Origin of the sequence: Streptomyces gottesmaniae, from assembly GCF_031845845.1 — a bacterium.
GTDB classification, from domain to species: Bacteria; Actinomycetota; Actinomycetes; order Streptomycetales; family Streptomycetaceae; genus Streptomyces; species Streptomyces akebiae.
Genome location: NZ_JAVRFJ010000001.1, coordinates 127367 through 146236, shown reverse-complemented (window position 1 = coordinate 146236; position 18870 = coordinate 127367). Strand labels below are relative to the sequence as shown.

General features: G+C 71.3%; 14 protein-coding genes. 8 read left to right on the top strand and 6 right to left on the bottom strand.

Annotated elements, in window-relative coordinates:
- Positions 1 to 7: 7 nt before the first annotated feature.
- Positions 8 to 2302: an MMPL family transporter gene (locus tag RM704_RS00595; protein ID WP_033528689.1), complete on the bottom strand. Its 2295-nt coding sequence runs from the start codon at positions 2300 to 2302 to the stop codon at positions 8 to 10.
- Between the two features lie 146 nt (positions 2303 to 2448).
- Between RM704_RS00595 and RM704_RS00590 the strand changes: the two genes are divergently transcribed.
- The gene (locus tag RM704_RS00590) at positions 2449 to 2814 is read left to right on the top strand and encodes a cupin domain-containing protein (protein ID WP_033528688.1); all 366 of its coding nucleotides are present in this window, start codon (positions 2449 to 2451) and stop codon (positions 2812 to 2814) included.
- A gap of 102 nt (positions 2815 to 2916) precedes the next feature.
- On the opposite strand, the gene RM704_RS00585 is transcribed toward RM704_RS00590, so the two are convergent.
- The gene (locus tag RM704_RS00585; protein WP_078937218.1) at positions 2917 to 3894 is read right to left on the bottom strand and encodes a hypothetical protein; all 978 of its coding nucleotides are present in this window, start codon (positions 3892 to 3894) and stop codon (positions 2917 to 2919) included.
- Positions 3895 to 4203: 309 nt separating this feature from the next.
- Here RM704_RS00585 and RM704_RS00580 point away from each other — a divergent pair, with 309 nt between their 5' ends.
- Positions 4204 to 4668, top strand: a complete 465-nt coding sequence (locus RM704_RS00580; RefSeq protein ID WP_033528844.1) for an SRPBCC family protein — start codon at positions 4204 to 4206, stop codon at positions 4666 to 4668.
- A 39-nt stretch (positions 4669 to 4707) separates the two neighbouring features.
- Here the strand turns inward: RM704_RS00580 and RM704_RS00575 are convergent, their stop codons facing one another.
- A complete protein-coding gene (locus tag RM704_RS00575) occupies positions 4708 to 6222 on the bottom strand; it encodes a hypothetical protein (protein WP_311589024.1) in 1515 nt (504 codons plus the stop codon).
- 536 nt (positions 6223 to 6758) lie between these two features.
- Positions 6759 to 8825: a DUF1996 domain-containing protein gene (locus RM704_RS00570; RefSeq protein WP_033528686.1), complete on the bottom strand. Its 2067-nt coding sequence runs from the start codon at positions 8823 to 8825 to the stop codon at positions 6759 to 6761.
- A 329-nt stretch (positions 8826 to 9154) separates the two neighbouring features.
- Between RM704_RS00570 and RM704_RS00565 the strand changes: the two genes are divergently transcribed.
- From RM704_RS00565 to RM704_RS00555, 3 genes are all read left to right on the top strand, one after another.
- Positions 9155 to 11932 carry a SpoIIE family protein phosphatase gene (locus RM704_RS00565; protein ID WP_311588659.1) on the top strand — a complete coding sequence of 926 codons (2778 nt, stop codon included), beginning with the start codon at positions 9155 to 9157 and terminating at the stop codon, positions 11930 to 11932.
- Between the two features lie 100 nt (positions 11933 to 12032).
- Positions 12033 to 12920, top strand: coding sequence for a Gfo/Idh/MocA family protein (locus tag RM704_RS00560; RefSeq protein WP_033528685.1), 888 nt, complete (start codon positions 12033 to 12035; stop codon positions 12918 to 12920).
- Between the two features lie 106 nt (positions 12921 to 13026).
- Complete coding sequence (locus RM704_RS00555; RefSeq protein ID WP_033528684.1) at positions 13027 to 13821, top strand: hypothetical protein; 795 nt, start codon at positions 13027 to 13029, stop codon at positions 13819 to 13821.
- On the opposite strand, the gene RM704_RS00550 is transcribed toward RM704_RS00555, so the two are convergent.
- Positions 13802 to 14584, bottom strand: a complete 783-nt coding sequence (locus RM704_RS00550; RefSeq protein ID WP_033528683.1) for an alpha/beta fold hydrolase — start codon at positions 14582 to 14584, stop codon at positions 13802 to 13804. The two genes, RM704_RS00555 and RM704_RS00550, sit on opposite strands and share 20 nt — an antisense overlap.
- Positions 14585 to 14704: 120 nt before the next feature.
- On the opposite strand from RM704_RS00550, the gene RM704_RS00545 reads away from it, so the two are divergent.
- Together RM704_RS00545 and RM704_RS00540 are read left to right on the top strand one after the other, a co-directional pair.
- On the top strand, positions 14705 to 15670 hold the full coding sequence (locus tag RM704_RS00545) for a DUF1152 domain-containing protein (protein ID WP_033528682.1): 966 nt from the start codon (positions 14705 to 14707) through the stop codon (positions 15668 to 15670).
- 29 nt (positions 15671 to 15699) lie between these two features.
- Positions 15700 to 16683, top strand: a complete 984-nt coding sequence (locus RM704_RS00540) for an aldo/keto reductase (protein WP_033528681.1) — start codon at positions 15700 to 15702, stop codon at positions 16681 to 16683.
- A gap of 53 nt (positions 16684 to 16736) precedes the next feature.
- Here the strand turns inward: RM704_RS00540 and RM704_RS00535 are convergent, their stop codons facing one another.
- Positions 16737 to 17222, bottom strand: coding sequence for a hypothetical protein (locus tag RM704_RS00535; RefSeq protein ID WP_033528680.1), 486 nt, complete (start codon positions 17220 to 17222; stop codon positions 16737 to 16739).
- A 227-nt stretch (positions 17223 to 17449) separates the two neighbouring features.
- On the opposite strand from RM704_RS00535, the gene RM704_RS00530 reads away from it, so the two are divergent.
- Positions 17450 to 18814 carry an FAD-dependent oxidoreductase gene (locus tag RM704_RS00530; protein WP_033528679.1) on the top strand — a complete coding sequence of 455 codons (1365 nt, stop codon included), beginning with the start codon at positions 17450 to 17452 and terminating at the stop codon, positions 18812 to 18814.
- Positions 18815 to 18870: the final 56 nt, after the last annotated feature.

Genomic DNA, 18870 nt, shown 5'->3' with positions numbered 1-18870 from the left:
AAGCCGGTCAGCTGCCGAGCGGCCGGTCCCGCCCCTGCGGGACCGGCCGTTTCGCCGTGTCCCCCTCCGCGTCGATGTGCGGCATCAACCGGTCCAGCCAGTGCGGGGTCCACCAGGCACGGGGGCCCAGGAGGGTCATCACCGCGGGGACCATGAGCAGGCGGACGACCGTCGCGTCGATGAGGACGCTGACGGCGAGGCCCAGCCCCAGCATCTTGACCACGATGTTGTCGCTGACGATGAACGCGGCGAAGACGCTGACCATGATCAGGGCCGCGCAGGTGATGACGCGGGCCGTGATCTCCAGCGCGTGGGCCACGGAGGCATGGGCGTCCCCGGTGCGCGACCAGGCCTCGTGGACGCGGGAGAGCAGGAAGATCTCGTAGTCCATGCTGAGGCCGAAGATGATGGCGAACATCATCATCGGGACATAGCTCTCGATGGGCACCTTGCCGTTGACGCCCAGGGCGGGCCCGCCCCAGCCCCACTGGAAGACGGCGACGACGACGCCGTACGAGGCCGCGATGGACAGCACGTTGAGGACCGCCGCCTTCACCGCGACCAGGAGGCCGCGGAAGACGGCGAGGATGATCAGGAAGGCGAGGGCGACGACCACCGCGATGATGACGGGCAGCCGGCTCGCCACGATGTCACGGAAGTCGACCTGGGAGGCCGTGGTCCCGGTGACGTACCCCTCGGCCGCGGTCCCGGAGACCGAGGCGGGGAGCGTGTCGTCGACGAGGCGGTTGGTCAGGTCGGTGGTGTCGGCGCTCTCCGGGGACTTCTCGGAGTAGACCGTGCCGACCAGGACGTCCCCGTCCTGGGTGGGGGTCAGCGGGGTGACCGCGTACGCCCCCGCCACCGCGTCCAGGTTCTTCTGCGCGGTGCTCTGCAGGCTCTGACGGTCCGACGACGGCACCGAGGTCTGGTCGACGACGACGGTGAGCGGACCGTTGGAGCCCGGCCCGAAGGCGTCGGTCATCAGGTCGTAGGCACGGCGGTCGGTGAAGGAGGTGGGATCGGCGCCGTCGCCGATGTGACCGAGCTGGATGGAGAAGACGGGGATCGCGAGGATCACCACGGTCGTCACCCCGGCCGCCAGGAACCGCCAGGGATGGTGTGCCACGCGTTGGGCGTAGCGGTGCCAGGTGCCGCTGATCTCCTCGCCCGCGTCGGCGCCGGTCTCGGCGACGGGCTTGCGGACGTGGTAGCGGTCGATGCGTCCGCCGATGAGCCCGAGCAGGGCCGGGACCAGCGTGAGCGCGCCGATGATCGCGGAGACGACGGTCACGGCGGCGGCGAGCCCGAGTTTGCCGATGAAGCTCACACCGGACGCGTACAGCCCGGCGAGGGCCACGATCACCGTGCACCCGGAGACGAGGACGGCGTGGCCGCTGGTGGAGGCGGCGCGGCCGGCCGCCCGCACCGGGTCGTCGCCGTCCATGAGGTTCTGCCGGTGACGGGTGCTCAGGAACAGGGCGTAGTCGATGCCGACGCCGAGCCCGATCATCGTCGCCAGGGTCGGCGAGACGGTCGCGAACGTGAACGCGGCGGCCAGCAGACCGAGGCACGCGAGGCCGCCGATGACGCTCAGCAACGCTGTCACCAGAGGCAGTCCGGCGGCGATGACACTGCCGAAGCCGACCAGCAGGACCACGATCGCGACCGCGAAGCCGATCAGCTCGCTCACCCGATCGTCTGCGGCGGGACGGGCCAGTTCGCCGAGCGGTCCGCCGTACTCGACCTCTGCGCCGGCGGACCGCAGCGGCTGGACCGAGTCGTCCACGCCGTCGAGGTAGCCGTCCCCGAGGGTCGAGGGCTGCACGTCGAAGCGGATCGTGATGTACGCCGTCTTCTGGTCGGAGGACAGGGGGCCGACGTTCGGCTGCTGCGACTGCCCCGACGACTGTGACGGCTGGGTGGTGGGCGCGGTCAGCGGGTTCTGGACCGACAGCACATGCGGCAGCTTCTGCAGGTCGCCGACCGTCTCGGACATCTGGGAGCCGAGCGAGGTGAGGGCCTTGTCGGTGTCGTGCACGACGATCTGGCTGCCGTAACCGCCGGCCGCAGGGTCGTGCTTCTTCAGGACGTCCAGGCCCTTCTGGGACTGCACACCCGGGAGGGAGAAGTTGTCCGAGTAGTCGCCGCCGTAGGACCGGTTCAGCACCTGCAGGGCCGCGAGGGCGACCAGCCAGGCGACGATGACGATCACGAAGTGCCGGGCGCACCACTCGCCGAGTCGCCGCAGTCCGCCCCCCGTGGCCTCGGCCCCGCCTTTCCCACCGGAACGACCTGAGCGCATCGTCTCTCCCACGGCAGCGATCTCCGGCCCTCATTACACGACGCCGCCGGTGGTCCGGCACCTCAGGACGGCGACCGCCCCCGGTTGGCGGCTCCGGCTTGACAGGCGGACGATGAGTGGGGTGGGACGTAACGGAAGGAGCCGTCATGCTGGAGATCAAGACGGTCGAGAAGCCGGACGAGCGGCGCGACTTCCCCCAGGGTCACCTCGAAGCCGTGCACCTGACCGGGCTCGACTTCGCAGTGGCCACCTTCGAGCCGGGCTGGCGCTGGTCCGAGTCCGTCGCCCCCATCGCGGGCACCGACAGCTGCCAGGTCCACCACAACGGTTATGTGGTCAAGGGCCGCATGCACATCCGTATGGACGACGGCGGTGAGGGCGAGGTGGGACCGGGCGACGCCTTTGTGTGTCCGCCGGGGCACGACGCGTGGGTCGTGGGCGACGAACAGTGCCTGCTGTACGACTTCGCCGGCCAGATGGCGACGGACTACGCGAAGGCGAAGGGCGACTGAGCCGATCGGGGTGCGCGAGGGAGCGGAGGCGGTGGTGCGACGCACCCCGCCTCCGTCCGCGAGCCGGCCGCTCCGGCTCACCCGCCCATCCGTCCGCCCGCGCTAGATGCCGTCGGACTCCCGCAGGTTGTCCAGCGTCGAATTCGTGTCGCTCTTGAGCCACTCCACGACCTCGTCCACGTCCGGCATGCTCACGTTGTCGTAGCTGGAGCCGTAGGCGCTCCACCGCATCTCGTACGTCATCCAGCCGTCGCGCACCGCGAGGGTGGCCGACCGGCTGCCGCTGGTGTCGTCGCCCGAGGTGGTGTCCTCGGTGATGACGTACGCCTCGTCCCCGAAGCCGTCGACCTCGTCGACCTCGTAGTCGTCGTACCGCTGGTCGTACTCGGACCACAAGGCGGTGAACTCGGGGCCGGGGTCGGTCTTCTTGTGCAGGTCGATCTGGACCGAGAAATACGCGTCGGAGATGGTGGAGGACGAGGATTCCTTCAGCGAGATGCTGCAGTAGCTCTGGTCGAGGGCCGCGTGCTTCAGGGAGTTGTTGACCGGGGCGTCGTCCTCCTCCGGGTACTCGTTCTTGAAGGACGAGTAGTCCACCGACGGACAGATGTCCGACTTGGCCTGATAGCCACGCAGGTCCGCCTCGGTGTCGTCCTTGCCGAGCAGGAAGACCCCGCCGGCCCAGGCGGCCGAGGCCACCGCCGCGCCGACCAGGGCCCACAGCACGGCACGCCCGCCGGCGCCCGTGGCGGGCGGTGCCCCGAGGGGCGGATAACCACCCGGCGGATAGCCACCCGGCGGCTGACCGTACGGGTTGGCCTGGGCGGTCACGGGGGCGACCGGGGGGCCGTAGCCGAGCGCGGGCTGGGGGTTCGGCGCCGGGGACTGCGGATGCGGGTAGGGGTAGGCGCTCGGGACGGCCGCCTGCGTCGGAGCCTGGGCCTGGGCCTGGGCCGGCTGGGCGGGTATCTCGGCCTGGGTGGGCGTGGGTGTCTGGGGCGGCGCCTGCCCCGGCGGGGACGCGGACGGCTGGTCCTGCGGCTGTGGCTGTGCCGGTGCACCCTCGGGGCGTTCGGTCATCGGGTTCTCCTCGGTCGTGGTGGACGGGGTGCGGCGGCGGAGCCGGAGCGCCCCACGGGGCCGCGGGGCAGGGCGGCGGGATGTCGTGGTCGAACGCGTGGAGGAGGGATACCCACGGCCGGATCCCTTCCATGCGGCCTCACCGGTCCCGGCCGCATCCGAAGATCCAAGCCTCGCAGAACCCCTCCCGCGTGGTCGTCCGTAGAACTACGCACCCCGGTTACGGAACCTGGCGCGCCGGCCGGTGCCCGCCCCGGCACGGCGGCCGTCCTGGGGCGGCCTTCCGCACCCGGTGCTTTCATGGGAGGCATGACCAGCAGAAGTGTCGTCGTCGAGCGCCGGGTGGCCGCGTCCCAGGGCCGGGTGTGGGAGGCCCTGACGGACCTCGGCAACATGGATCGGATGCTCAGCGGTGTCACGAGCGTCGAGGTCCTCACGGACGGGGGCTTCGGGGTGGGCACACGGTGGCGGGAGACCCGTCGCATGTTCGGCAAGGACGCCACCGAGGAGATGTGGGTGACCGTCAGCGAGCCGCCCGAGCGCTATGTGGTGGAGGCCGAGTCGCACGGTTCCCGCTATGTCTCGGAGTGGGTGCTGCGGGCCGACGGACCGGCGTCGACGACGATCCTGATGACGTTCTCCGCCCGGACGACCGGCGCCGTCGCGGGTCTGCTCGCCAGGATCATGGGCCCCGTGGGGGCCCGAGCCGTACGCAAGGCCGTGGCGAAGGACCTGGACGACGTCGCCGGGTGGGTGGAGGGCCGCAGGGGCTGAGCCGCCGCGGCCCTCCGGATCACCGTGCCCGGTCGCCCGTCAGGAGTTCAGGCCGTAGCCCGAGGTCACGTAGGCGCACTCTGTGTAGATGTAGCCGGACTCCAGTTTGGCCGTGTCGGAGGCGGCGCTGGAGGCGTTGTCGCCCTTCGGCTTGTGCAGGAAGTACGTGGTGCCGACCGGCAGGCTGATCGTGCGCTGCGGGTACTTGTCGTTGCCGCTGCACGGCTTGAAGCTGGAGACCAGGGTGCTGCTCCAGTCGTAGCTGGTGCAGGTGGAGCAGCCCTTCAGGGTGAAGGTGCCGGTCACCGGGCCGGTGTACATGACCTGGATCTCGTCGGGGCTGTCGTTCTTGACCGTGACGGAGATGCTGCCGCCGGTCCGGGTGGTGGGCAGCTTCTTGCCCGCCTCCGGGACCTCCTGCGCGATCTCGGCGGCGATCGCTATCTTCTTGGCGCGCGGCGCGTTCTTGTGGTTCTTGTTGGCGTCGACGAAGTCGTTCATCGACGTCACCGCCTCGGCGAAGTCGCCGTCCTTGTACTGGTCCACACCGCAGGTGTAGACACCCGCCGAGGCGGCGTCCTCGGCCTTGCCGGAGGCGGCGGAAAGCGCGTCGGCCACCCCGGCCTTCTCCCCCGGCAACGCCTTGACCTGCGAGCCGAGCGTCTCCAGCTGGTCCACGGCGGTGCACGGGTCGTCGCCGCCGACGGCCTTGACCGCCTTGTCGACGGCCGCCTTGACGTCCGGTCCGACCTTCGCGGCCTGGTCGGAGTCGGGGAACGTGGTGAGGAGGTCGCTGAACTGGTCCTGCCAGCCCGCGGTGTTGCCCGCCAGGCTGTCGGAGGCGCACTCGTACAGCGAGGTGGCGAGCCGGTCGTCGGGCCAGGCGGCCAGCGAGCCGAGATCCTGCTTGCTCACGGTCTGCGGGACCGTACGCAGGTACTCGAGCGGGGCGACCGCCTCGCAGTACTCCTGCTCCTCGTAGGGGGCGCCGACCGTCGTGTAGAAGTTCTTCAGCCGGTCCGGGACCTTCTCGGCGGCCCGGGAGTCGGGGTGGTCGGTGCTGAGGTCGTCGTACGCGGACAGAGCCCTGCGGTACTCGGACTGGGTCGTCGAGAAGGACTCGCCGGAGGCCTTGTCCACCAGCTCGTCGGCCTTCTCCAGCCGGTCCAGGAGCATCTCCTCGACGGCTTCCTTGCGCGCGGTCTCGTACAGCAGACCGCTCGCGACCGGCACGCCGAGGAGGAGGACGCCGAGCGCGATGGCGAGCGGGGACTTCGCGGGCCACACCAGGCGGTTGCGCAGGCCCAGGAAGGCTCCGTGGGCCGCCGTGATGAGGAGGAAGAGGCCGTAGACGGTGAGCGTGGTGCCCGAGACGCCGTCAGGGTCGGCCGGCAGTACCGAGAAGAGCAGCAGCCCGGTGCCCGCCCAGCACAGCAGGGTCAGCAGCGGGCGGCGCATCAGCGCGTAACCGAGTCCCAGACCGCTGAGGTTCAGCAGACCCACCCCGACGGCCCGCCAGCCGTCCGCGGGGCCGGGGGGCGGTGCCGACGGCATCGGTGGCACGACGAAGCTGTGACTCCACCCGTCCTGGTCTCTTACACCGTACTGATCCCCGGACATCTCGGATCCCCCCGTCAACTCCACCCGCATGCTTACGAATTGTCAGTGTACGGCCGAAACTCGATGCCGCGACAGGTGATTCTCGGGCGCGGGAAGAGATCGATTTCACTTCGTGACCACCGCCCGAGAGCTGGCGCGAAAGCATCGGTCGCACCTCCGGTCGGTGCGTGAAAAGTACAGGCCCCACAGCTGGTGGACGCACCGGGGTCACCTTCCGGTTCGCCCGGCGGGCGACGGGTTCTCCGCCGCAGGGGACGGATCGGGGGCGGGGTCGGGGGCGCGGCGGACGGGGGACGCCCGGGCGAGGACCGGCGGCAGGATCGGCCCGGGCGACGCGCACCCGTTCGACGACGGCCGAACTCCCGTAGAGGCCCAGCGGGTGGACGCCGATGAGGTTCACGATCGGCGTCCACCCTCCGGCCACGCACAGCGCCGCGGCCGGCGCCGCCTCTCCAAGTGGCGGTACGGGATCAGTAGTTCCCGCGCCTGACCCGGCGCAGCAGTACGACACCGGCGAGCACGGCCACGCCACCGATCATCGCGGGCCACAGCTGCGAACCGGTCTCGGCGAGGCTGCCCGTCGCCGACTCGGACCCTTGCGCCCCGGGCTGCCCGGCGGCCGACGGCACGTTCGCCGCGGGCGTCTGCTCGGGGGCCGCGGCCGCCTCACCGCCGTCCCCGGCGTCGTCCGCGCCCTTGTCGCCGGCGTCGGTGTCGGTGTCGGCGGCGTTGCCGCGCTGGGTCGCCTTCACCGAGCCGAGGACCTGGGGCTCCTTGTCGTCGCCCTGGTCGGCCTGGTCGTCCGTGCCACCGGGTGCCTGGGCGGTCTCGGTGGGCTCGGCCGTGTTCTCGTCCTGATCCTGGCCCTGGTCGGCGCCGTCGCCCTGATTGTTGCCCGGCTTCTCCTGCCCCTGGCCCTCGCCCTGGTCCTGACCGCCGTCCTGACCCTGGCCGTCGCCCTGACCCTGACCGTCGCCCTGACCCTGACCGCCGTCCTGGCCCTGGTCCTGGCCCTGGTCGTCACCCTGACCGGCGTCGCCGCCCTGGTCGCCGCCCTGATCGCCGCCGTCTCCTTGGTCGTCACCGCCACCCTGGTCGCCGCCGAGGTCGGCCGCGTCGCACTCGCGGCCGTCGTTGATGCAGTCCACCATCGCCCGCATCAGGTCCTCGTCGAAGACGTTGATGAAGTCGCCGTGGTCGGTGACGGGCTTGTGGAGCTGCTCGGGGAAGGAGTCCACGGCGAACAGCGGGGTCGTACGGCCGCCGTCCTGGAGGCTCGGGGCGTCGACGTCGTAGACGATGCGCTGGACCAGCTGCGGAATGGCCTTGAAGCCGGCCGCGCAGCTGCCGTCCGCGGCGGCGAAGGCCACATGGGTGCGGTGGTTGGCGCTGTCGATGTTGCGGCCGTCCCAGCAGCTCTGGAACTCGAAGGTGCGTACGACGGCGCTGCCGGAGGGGCAGAGCGGGTACTTGTCCTTCAGCTGCCGGTCCTCGAAGCCGGTGCAACTCCAGGACGCGTTGGCGTTGGCCGGGCCGTTGATGAAGGCCTTGGCGTCGCCGGTGATGATGCGCAGCAGCCGCGGCATCTCCACGACCTCGCCCTGCGGGCTGCCGACGAAGGTCATCGTGACCTCCTTGGGCGTCACGATCTCACCGGCGTTGCCCTCGATGCCGCCGCCGGGAGCGTTGGCGTCCTGCTCGGCGGTGCCGTTCTGGAGGCGGATCACCGGCCAGAAGTACGAGGACCTGTCGCCCTGGTTCTCACAGCTGGTGTCGGCGGCGGCGAGGTCATCGTCGCCGGCGAACGCGTTGTTGCCCTGGTTGCCGACGTAGTCGTGGAAGTGGTGGGCGCCGTTGGAGACACCGGGGGCGACGATGACGTTGTCCGAGTTGAACAGGCCGCCCGCGTTCACCCCGCAGTCGGTGCTGAAGGAGCCGGTGGAGCCGTTCTGCCCGCCTCTGCTCCCGGCGTTCGGCTGGACGGACCTGATGTCGGCGTAGTCGGCGGCCACCGGCCCGTTGCCGGCCTGACCGCCGTTGCCCTGCTGTCCCTGACCGCCCTGCTGGTCGCCCTGGTCACCCTGACCGCCCTGGTTCTGGTCGCCGGCGCCGTCCTGGTCCCCGCCGTTCCGACCGTCGTCCTGACCGGTGTTCTGGTTCTCGGCGGGACGCAGTTCGCAGCCGGCGAGGGCGTCGAGTCCCTCGGGGCGGTCCCCGACGCGGCCGATGGCGATCGCGATCCGCTCGATCGTCGCCGTCCGCTTCTCCTTCAGCGGGTTCATGATCGCGTTGTCGGCGAAGCCGCTGTCCTGCTGTTGGGCCTGGACGGAGTTCTGCAGCCGCTGGTAGGCCTCGGCTATCTGCTGGTCCAGGGCGGCGAGTTCCTTGTCGACCCCTTCCCGCGCCCCCTCGGGCACCTGCGTGAGCGCGCTGCCGACGTCCGGGCAGTCGATCGTGCCGGCGGCGGAGTTCACCTGCTCGACCGCGTCGTCGGGCGAACCGCCCTCGGTGGCCGACGCGTAGACGTTGACGGCCACGAGACCGCCTCCGCCCAAGATCAGCGCGATCGCGGCGGAGGTCGCGCGCCGTGCTCCGGATGGGCGTCTGCGCCTGGTGGTGCGTCCCACGGATAGCTCCTACAACGTCGTGGTCGGGTCCGGGCATGAAAAACCCCAGCCCTATACGGAGCCGGACCCCGATGTGTTCAAACGTCTCGCACATTCACAGGAATTTGACAGGTAGCAGGGCATCACACATGGTCAAAGGGGTAGCAAGCGCTCTCCCCGCCAGGCTGCCGACGGCGTCGGCCGCGGCGGCGCTCGACCCCCTCTCGCCTCCGGGCGCGGGGCAGTGTAGACATGGGCACATGGTCCGTCTCCTGGGTCGATCTCGCTCTCAGTCGACCCGCCGTCCCCAGAGTCGGCCTGCGCAGGGCCGGGACGACAGCGCCCGGCAGGTACCGCACGGATCGGACGGCGGCGCGAGTCGGGAGCCGGGACACGGGTGGGGCCCGCTCTCGGGACTGCGATCGGCGCTGAGCGGGCGCAGTGTCGCCGGGCAGGTGTTCCTGCTGCAGGTCGTGATCGTGCTGGTACTGGTCGTGTCGGCCGTGGTGGCGCTGGTCCTCCAGGTACGGCACGACAGCTCCAAGGAGGCGCACAACCGTTCGCTCGCCGTGGCGGAGACGTTCGCCAACGCGCCGGGCACCCGGGAGGCGCTGAGCGCACCCGATCCGACGGAGGTGCTCCAGCCGAGGGCCGAGGCCGCGCGGGTCCAGTCCAAGGTGGACTTCATCGTCGTGATGAACACCGACGGGATCCGCTACACCCATCCGAAGACGGACCGCATCGGCAAGCAGTTCGTCGGCACCGTCGAGCCCGCGCTCAAGGGCGAGTCCTTCACCGAGGAGGTGACCGGCACCCTCGGACCGCTGGTCCAGGCGGTGGTGCCGGTCAAGGATCCCGACGGCAAGGTGGTGGGCCTGGTGTCGGCCGGGATCACCACCGAGAACGTGGGCGGGGTCGCCGAGCAGCAGTTGCCCCTGGTACTGGCCGCCGCCGCGGCGGCCCTCGCCCTGGCCACGGCGGGCACGGCGCTCGTCAGCAAACGGCTGCTGCGGCAGACCCACGGGCTCGGCCCGTCGGAGATGACCCGCATGTACGAGCACCACGACGCGGTGCTGCACGCCGTGCGCGAGGGCGTGATCATCGTCGGCGACGGGGGCCGCCTGCTGCTCGCAAACGACGAGGCGCACCGGCTGCTGGACCTGCCCGCGGACGCGGAGGGGCAGGACGTCCACTCCCTGGGCCTCGAGGCGCACGTGGCGGACCTGCTGGCCTCGGGCCGGGTCGCCAACGACGAGGTGCACCTGGTGGGTGACCGGCTGCTCGCGGTCAACCAGCGGCCCACCGATCTCCAGGGCGCACCCTCCGGCAGCGTCGCCACGCTCCGCGACTCCACCGAGCTGCGTGCCCTCTCGGGCCGCGCGGAGGCCGCACGGGAGCGGCTGAGGCTGCTCTACGACGCCGGGGTGGGCGTCGGCACCGGTCTGGACGTGACCCGTACCGCCGAGGAACTGGCGGAGGTGGCGGTCCCCCGGTTCGCGGACTTCGTCACCGTGGACCTGGCCCCGGCCGCGCTCAGCGGCGACGAGCCCAAGACGGCCACCACGCTGCGCCGCACGGCGAGCAGCGGGATCCGCAAGGACGCCCCGCTGTACAAGGTGGGCGAGCGGATCGACCTGGTCCCCTCCTCGCCGCAGGCCCGCAGCATCGACAGCGGCACCTCGACCCTCGTGGCCGACCTCAGCCGGGCACCCGGCTGGCGGGCCCAGGACCTCGAACGGTCCGCGCAGGTCGTCGAGTACGGCATCCACTCGCTGATCACCGTGCCGTTGCGGGTGGGCCAGCTGGTGATGGGGGTAGCCAACTTCTGGCGCTCGGAGAAGCCCGAGCCCTTCGACCAGGAGGAGCTGGCGCTCGCCGAGGAGCTCGTGGCCCGCGCGGCGGTCTCCATCGACAACGCGCGCCGTTACACCCGCGAGCACACGATGGCCGAGACCCTGCAGCGCAGCCTGCTGCCGCGCACCCTGCCCGAGCAGAGCGCCCTGGACGTCGCCTACCGCTATCTGCCCGCGCAGGCCGGAGTGGGCGGCGACTGGTTCGACGTCCTGCCCCTGTCCGGCACCCGGGTCGCCGTGGTGGTGGGTGACGTGGTCGGTCACGGTCTGCACGCGGCGGCCACGATGGGGCGGCTGCGCACGGCGGTCCACAACTTCACCGCGCTGGACCTGCCGCCGGACGAGATCCTGGGGCTGCTGGACGAGATGGTCAGCCGGATCGACCAGGACGAGGCGGTCCTCGACGGCATCGCCCCGATCACCGGGGCGACATGCCTGTACGCGATCTACGACCCGGTCTCGCGGCGCTGCACCGTCGCCCGCGCCGGCCATCCGCCGCTGGCGGTGGCCCGGCCCGACGGCACGGTCGACTTCCCCGAGGTGCCGGCCGGCCCACCGCTCGGTCTCGGCGGACTGCCCTTCGAGACGGCCGAGCTGGACCTCGCCGAGGGCAGCCGCATGGTGCTGTACACGGACGGTCTCGTCGAGGACCGGGAGCGGGACATCGACGACGGCCTCGAACTTCTGCGCAGCGCCCTGGCGGGGGCCGACACCTCTCCGCAGGGCACCTGCGAGGCCGTGCTCGACGCGCTGCCGCCGAGCCGGGCCAGCGACGACATCGCGCTGATCGTCGCCCGCACCCGGGCGCTGGACACGGGCCGTGTCGTCGAGTGGGAGGTGCCCGGCGACCCGGCCGCGGTCCGCCGGGCGCGCTCCGACGCCACCCGGCAGCTGGCCGCATGGGGCCTGGAGGAGCTGGAGTTCACCACCGAGCTGATCCTCAGCGAACTGGTCACCAACGCCATCCGGTACGGCGGTGGCCCCATCCGGGTCCGCCTCATCCACGACCGGCAGCTGATCTGCGAGGTCACCGACAGCAGTCACACCTCGCCCCATCTGCGGTACGCCGCCACGACCGACGAGGGCGGGCGGGGCCTGTATCTCATCGCCCAGCTCACCCAGCGCTGGGGTACCCGCTACTCCCCCACCGGCAAGACGATCTGGACCGAACAGGCGCTGCCCTGACGGCCGTCGGACAGGCCGGTCCCGAAGCTTCCTCAGGGCTCAGCAGGGCTCCGGGGGCTCAGGGGGACACGGCACCCAACGCACAAGGAGAGACCGAAGCATGCGTATCGGACTGCTCGGAACCGGACCCTGGGCCGAGATGACCTACGCCCCCGCGCTGAGCGCGCACCAGGAGCTGGACTTCGCGGGGGTGTGGGGCAGGCGCCCGGAGGCGGCCAAGGAACTGGCCGACCGGCACGGCGGGCTGCCCGTGTACGAGGACGTCGACGCCCTGTTCGCGGACGTGGACGCGGTCGCCGTGGCCCTGCCGCCCTCCGTCCAGGCACCGATCGCGGTGCGCGCGGCCCGGGCGGGCTGTCATCTGCTGCTCGACAAGCCGCTCTCGACGGACGTCGAGGAGGGGCGGGCCGTCGTCCGGGCGGTCGAGGAGACCGGGGTCGCCTCGGTCGTCTTCTTCACCGCCCGGTTCCAGACCGCGATCGACGCGTGGATCACCGAGCAGGCCGCCCACGGGGGCTGGTTCACGGGCCGTGCGGAGTGGTTCGGGTCGCTGTTCGACGACGAGAGCGACAGTCCCTTCGCCGACTCGCCCTGGCGGCGGGAGAAGGGCGGCCTGTGGGATGTCGGCCCGCACGCCCTGTCCGTGCTGCTGCCGGTCCTCGGGGACGTGGAGAAGGTGGCCGCCGCCGTGCGCGGGCCCAGGGACACGGTCCATCTGGTCCTTCTGCACACCGGCGGGGCGTCCAGCACCCTGACCCTCAGCCTCACCGCCCCGCCCGCGGCCTCCGGCGCCACGGTCGAGCTGCGCGGCCGGACCGGGACGACCGTCCTGCCCACGACCGACGAAGGGGCCGTACCCGCTCTCGTGCGGGCGGGGGACGCGCTGTCGGCGGCGGCCCGCGGTGGTCGTCCGCATCCGTGCGACGCCGCGTTCGCGCTGCGCGTGACGGAGCTGCTGGCCACCGCGGAAGGGCGGTTGACCGGCTGACGAGCCCAACTCGCCGACCCGCGTTCGAGTTTGCGTTCGACAATTACCGGACATCGTCCGGTGGCGGACACGGCTTCGCCGCGCGTGTGTCGGTGAGGAGGTGCCCGTGAGCACGACGGACGGGGACGCCGCCGAGCCCCTGCGGCGCGGGGCGGCGGCCCGGATGAGGGACCAGGACGAGCGGACGGTCATGCGGCTGCGCCTGGGGGTCGGGGTCATCGGTGTCCTGCTCCCCCTCGCGCTGCCGGCCGGCAACTGGATCGCGGCACGGCTCGACGGCCGATCGGGGGCGGACGCCTGGCCCGGTTCGATGAGCGGTTCGTACTACACGAGCACCCGTGACATCTTCGTCGGCGCGATGTGCGCGCTCGGGATCTTCCTGATCGTCTACCGGTTCGACAGGTTCAACGACATCCTGGGCACCGTCGCCGGCACCTGCGCCCTGGGCGTCGCCCTCTTCCCCACCGCTCCGGGATCCGGGGGCGACGCGGGGCAGACGACGGTCTCCGTGCTCCACCAGGTCTTCGCCGTCGCGCTGTTGACGGCGATGGCGGCCTTCTGCCTCTCCATGTACCGGGCGCCCGGCATCGCCGACCGGCCGCACGCGCGGCGCCCCTATCTCGTGGCCGGGGTGCTGATCCTCGTGTTCATGGCGCTCGCCGCCGCGGCGGCGGTCACCGAGGTGGGCGACGACTGGCTGGTCACCCCCCTCTACCTGTGCGAGTGGCTCTCCGTGTGGTCCTTCGGCTTCGCGTGGACGGGCGCGGCCCTGGCCCTCGCCGCGGACATCGACCGGCTGCCCAGGACCCGTGCGTTCGTCGGCGCCGTGCTCGGGCGGCTCCGCTCCCTCGGGGGCCTCGGCGCGTGGATCGGCGGCGGGCTCAGACCCGGGAGCCGGTGAGGAAGCGGTCCAGGGTGGCGGTCAGCTCCGCCGGCTTCTCCACGGGGAGTTCGTGGCCGGCGTCCAGGATCCGCACTTCGGCGTCCTGACAGGCCTTGGCCATGCGGAGCATCTGCGCGACGGGGAGCTGGATGTCGTGGTAGCCGTGGACGAGGAGGATGGGCGTGCTGATCTCGCCGAGGCGGTCGAGGACGTCGAAGGCGCGCATGGCGCCGTACAGGGTCATCACGACCTCGCGCGGGGTCGCGGCGGAGGCGCGGATGTACGCGCGGATCTCCTCACGGGGGTGGCCGGGCGCGAAGGCGCGCTGGATGTTCGCGGCGACGAACAGCTTGAAGGGGACGCGGGTGGAGGCCGCCATCAGCAGGCCGCGACCCCGGCTGTAGGTCATGCGGCCGATGGAGTTCACGAGCACCAGGCGGTCCACCCGCTCGGGGTGGGCGAGGGTGATGGTCTGGGAGATCATGCCGCCCATGGAGTGTCCGACCAGGACGAACCGCTCGACCTCCAGATGATCGAGGAGCGCGAGCACGTCCGACGCCAGCTCCTCGATCGTGCGCACCCCGGCGCCGCCGCTCTCGCCGTGTCCGCGCAGGTCGAGGCGGATCACGCGCCGCTTCTTCGCGAAGTGCGCGACCTGGTGGTCCCAGCGGTGGCGGTCCGCGGTCCAGCCGTGGACGAACACCAGGGGCACACCGTCGCCCTCACGGGGGCCCTCGTCGTCGTACGTCAGCGCGGCGCCGTCGACTTCGAGCTGCGGCATGGAGGCCTCCTGTGGTCCGGTCCGGCCCGGTGCGGTCCGGTTACTGACCGGTACGGTATCCGGTGACCCGGCCCGCGTAAATCGTGCGCGCCCCCTGCGCCGTCCTGCTAATTTCCCCCGGTGTTCTCCCTCGGACAACCCCCGTTCTTCACACGGCTGCGCGACGCGCGGCGTGTGCTCATAGCCGGTGCCGGTGGCGGTTTCGACGTCTACGCCGGGCTGCCGCTGGCCCTCGCCCTGCGGTCGGCGGGCAAGGAGGTCCATCTCGCCAACCTCTCCTTCGCCGACCTGTACGGCCTGAGCCTCGACGTGTGGCTGGAGCAGGACGTCGCGGCGGTCGGACCCGAGACCGACTTCCGGGGCGAGTACTTCCCCGAGCGCGCCCTCGCCGAGTGGCTGGACCTGCACGGGATGCCCAGCACCGTGTACGCGCTGTCCCGTACGGGTGTGGCACCCCTGCGGGCCGCCTATCGCGCGCTCATCGGGCATCTGGGCGGGGTGGACGCCGTCGTCCTGGTGGACGGCGGCACCGACATCCTGATGCGCGGCGACGAGCACGGGCTCGGGACACCGGAGGAGGACATGGCGAGCCTGGGTGCCGTCGGCGGCCTCGACGAGGTCCCGGAGCGGCTGGTGGCCTGCCTGGGCTTCGGCGTGGACGCCTACCACGGGGTCAACCACTCACTGGTCCTGGAGAACCTGGCCGCGCTGGACCGCGACGGCGCCTACCTGGGGGCGTTCTCGCTGCCCCGTGACAGCCGCGAGGGCGCCCTCTACCTGGACGCGGTGGCTCACGCCCAGCGGGCCACGCCGACCCATCCGAGCATCGTCAACGGTTCGGTCGCGGCGGCCGTGCGGGGCGAGTTCGGCGATGTCCGGTTCACCGACCGCACCCGGGACAGCGAACTCTTCGTCAATCCGCTGATGGCGCTGTACTTCTGCGTGGACGCGGTGGGCCTGGCCCGCCGCAACCTGTACCTCGACCGGCTGGAGAAGACCGAACTGACCCGGCAGATCAGCTCGGTGGTCGCGGAGTTCCGGGACGAGCTGCCCCGGCAGCGTCCGCCGCGCGCCTTCCCGCACTGACCACGGGGAACAGGTGACAGACTGACGCCATGGAAGAACGCGCATTCGGTAGGTCGGGTCAGCACGCGTCCGTGGTCGGTCTCGGCACATGGCAGCTGGGCGCCGACTGGGGAGACGTCGACGACAAGGAAGCCCTCGCGGTGCTGGAGACCGCGGCCGAGTCGGGGGTGACCTTCTTCGACACGGCCGACGTCTACGGCGACGGGCGCAGCGAGCAGACCATCGCCACGTTCCTGCGGAGCAGGCCCGATCTGCATGTGTTCGTCGCGACGAAGATGGGCCGTCGCGTGGAGCAGGTCCCCGAGAACTACGTCCTCGACAACTTCCGGGCCTGGAACGACCGCTCCCGCCGCAATCTCGGCGTGGACCGCCTCGACCTGGTCCAGCTGCACTGCCCGCCCACGCCGGTCTACTCCTCGGACGAGGTGTTCGACGCCCTCGACACCCTGGTCGAGGAGGAGCGCGTCGCCGCGTACGGGGTCAGCGTGGAGACCTGCGCCGAGGCGTTGACGGCGATCGCCCGACCGAACGTGGCGAGCGTGCAGATCATCCTCAACCCGTTCCGGATGAAGCCGCTCCTCGACGTCCTCCCGGCGGCGGAGAAGGCAGGGGTCGCGATCATCGCCCGCGTTCCGCTGGCCTCGGGGCTGCTGTCCGGCAAGTACACCAAGGACACGGTCTTCGCGGAGAACGACCACCGCACCTACAACCGGCACGGCGAGTCCTTCGACCAGGGCGAGACCTTCTCCGGTGTCGACTTCGGCACGGGGGTGGAGGCGGCCGTCGAGTTCGCCGCGCTCGCACCCGAGGGGTTCACCCCGGCCCAGCTGGCGCTGCGCTGGATCATCCAGCTGCCGGGCGTCACGACGGTCATCCCGGGTGCCCGCACGCCCGAGCAGGCCCGCGCCAACGCGTCGGCCGCCGCCCTGCCGGAGCTGTCCGGCGAGACGCTCACGGCGATCCGGGAGCTGTACGACCGCCGGATCAAGGAGCAGGTGGAAGGCCGCTGGTAGGACGGCGTGCGGGGTCGTCCGGCGCATCGCACCGGACGACCCCCGCAGGCAGCTCAGATACGGCCGCCGGTGAGCCGGGTGATCGGGCCGTGGACGTGGCGGCCGGAGCGGCGGCCGACCGCGTAGGAGGCGGCGGTCAGGGCGGTCAGGCCCGCGCCCACACCGGCGGCGACGAGCTTGCGGTGCGCGATGACGGTCATGGCCGTCTTCGCGCCGGCGGCCACCTGGCCGGAGGCCTGCACCACCGCCTGCCGTCCCGCCTCGACACCCTTCACGGCGCTGTGCACGGCGCCGTTCGCGCTGTCGGCGGCGCGCCCGGCCACGTCGGCCGCGCGTCCGGCGCCGGCCTTGGCGGACGACGTCGCGTCGTCCATCTTGATCGCGGCCGTCTTCGCGGACGCGGTGGCCGGTGCCGTCGCCTTGGAGGTGGTCCGGCGGGCCTTGGCCGCGGCCGTCTCGGCGGACGCGGAGTTCTCATTCGGGTCTTTGTTCGGTCGAGTCATGGAAACCGCGTTGCCGTTCACCGCCGCGGCAAACACATCACCTCGGCCGGGGGTCGGCGCCGACGCTCTCTCCACTGCCGCCCGGCGGCCGTTCCGCGGCCATTCGCCGGCCGCTTCCCGGCTCCCCCGCCGTCCGTCCATTCCCCCGCGTGGCATAAGATCGGCTTATGAGGTCATAGACCCGACCCGCGTACCTGGTAAGGGTTGCCTTAGTTTAGGGTTGCCGGCGAGACGCTTTTCTTCCGCTCGAAGGGAACCTGAACATGCCCCGCCCTCTGCGGGTAGCCATTGTCGGAGCCGGACCCGCCGGGATCTACGCCGCCGACGCGCTGCTGAAGTCCGACGTCGCCACCGAGCCCGGTGTGTCCATCGACCTCTACGAGCGGATGCCCGCGCCGTTCGGACTGATCCGCTACGGCGTGGCCCCCGACCACCCCCGCATCAAGGGCATCATCACCGCCCTGCACCAGGTCCTCGACAAGCCGCAGATCCGTCTCTTCGGCAATGTCGACTACCCGACGGACATCAACCTGGACGATCTGCGCGCGTTCTACGACGCCGTGATCTTCTCCACAGGCGCCACGGCCGACCGCGCGCTCGACATCCCCGGCATCGACCTCGACGGCTCCTACGGCGCGGCGGACTTCGTCTCCTGGTACGACGGTCACCCGGACGTCCCGCGCACCTGGCCCCTGGAGGCCGAGAAGGTCGCCGTCCTCGGTGTCGGCAACGTGGCGCTCGACGTCGCCCGTGTCCTCGCCAAGACCGCCGACGAGCTGCTGCCCACCGAGATCCCCGCCAACGTCTACGAGGGCCTGAAGGCCAACAAGGCGCTGGAGATCCACGTGTTCGGCCGCCGCGGCCCGGCGCAGGCGAAGTTCTCCCCCATGGAGCTGCGGGAGCTGGACCACTCCCCCAACATCGAGGTCATCGTCGACCCCGAGGACATCGACTACGACGAGGGCTCCATCGCGACCCGGCGCGGCAACAAGCAGGCCGACATGGTCGCCAAGACACTGGAGAACTGGGCGATCCGCGACACCGGCGACCGTCCGCACAAGCTGTTCCTGCACTTCTTCGAGTCGCCCACCGAGATCCTCGGCGAGGACGGCAAGGTCGTCGGCCTGCGCACCGAGCGCACCGCCCTGGACGGCACCGGCAACGTCAAGGGCACCGGAGAGTTCAAGGACTGGGACGTCACCGGCGTCTACCGCGCGGTCGGCTACCTCTCGGACAAGCTGCCCAAGCTGCCCTGGGACGTCGAGACGGGCACCGTCCCGGACAAGGGCGGCCGGGTCATCGAGGAGACCGGCGCGCACCTGCAGTCGACGTACGTCACCGGCTGGATCCGGCGCGGTCCGGTCGGCCTCATCGGGCACACCAAGGGCGACGCCAACGAGACCGTCTCCAACCTCCTGGACGACTTCGCGGCCGGGCGGCTGCACGAGCCGTCCGCGCCCGCGCCGGAGGCCGTCGACGCGTTCCTGGCGGACCGGAACGTGCGCTTCACGACGTGGGAGGGCTGGTACAAGCTCGACGCCGCGGAGAAGGCGCTCGGTGAGCCGCAGGGCCGTGAGCGCGTGAAGATCGTCGAGCGTGAGGACATGCTCCGGGAGAGCGGAGCGTAGGCGCACCGCCGGTCGGCGGGATCGGGGGACCGCGCGCAGTCGTTCAGCCGCGGGTC

Coding starts and splice junctions, on each gene's coding strand:
- RM704_RS00595 (WP_033528689.1), bottom strand. CDS start 2,302: ATGCGCTCAGGTCGTTCCGGTGGGAAAGGCGGGGCCGAGGCCACGGGG.
- RM704_RS00590 (WP_033528688.1), top strand. CDS start 2,449: ATGCTGGAGATCAAGACGGTCGAGAAGCCGGACGAGCGGCGCGACTTC.
- RM704_RS00585 (WP_078937218.1), bottom strand. CDS start 3,894: ATGACCGAACGCCCCGAGGGTGCACCGGCACAGCCACAGCCGCAGGAC.
- RM704_RS00580 (WP_033528844.1), top strand. CDS start 4,204: ATGACCAGCAGAAGTGTCGTCGTCGAGCGCCGGGTGGCCGCGTCCCAG.
- RM704_RS00575 (WP_311589024.1), bottom strand. CDS start 6,222: ATGCCGTCGGCACCGCCCCCCGGCCCCGCGGACGGCTGGCGGGCCGTC.
- RM704_RS00565 (WP_311588659.1), top strand. CDS start 9,155: ATGGTCCGTCTCCTGGGTCGATCTCGCTCTCAGTCGACCCGCCGTCCC.
- RM704_RS00560 (WP_033528685.1), top strand. CDS start 12,033: ATGCGTATCGGACTGCTCGGAACCGGACCCTGGGCCGAGATGACCTAC.
- RM704_RS00550 (WP_033528683.1), bottom strand. CDS start 14,584: ATGCCGCAGCTCGAAGTCGACGGCGCCGCGCTGACGTACGACGACGAG.
- RM704_RS00540 (WP_033528681.1), top strand. CDS start 15,700: ATGGAAGAACGCGCATTCGGTAGGTCGGGTCAGCACGCGTCCGTGGTC.
- RM704_RS00530 (WP_033528679.1), top strand. CDS start 17,450: ATGCCCCGCCCTCTGCGGGTAGCCATTGTCGGAGCCGGACCCGCCGGG.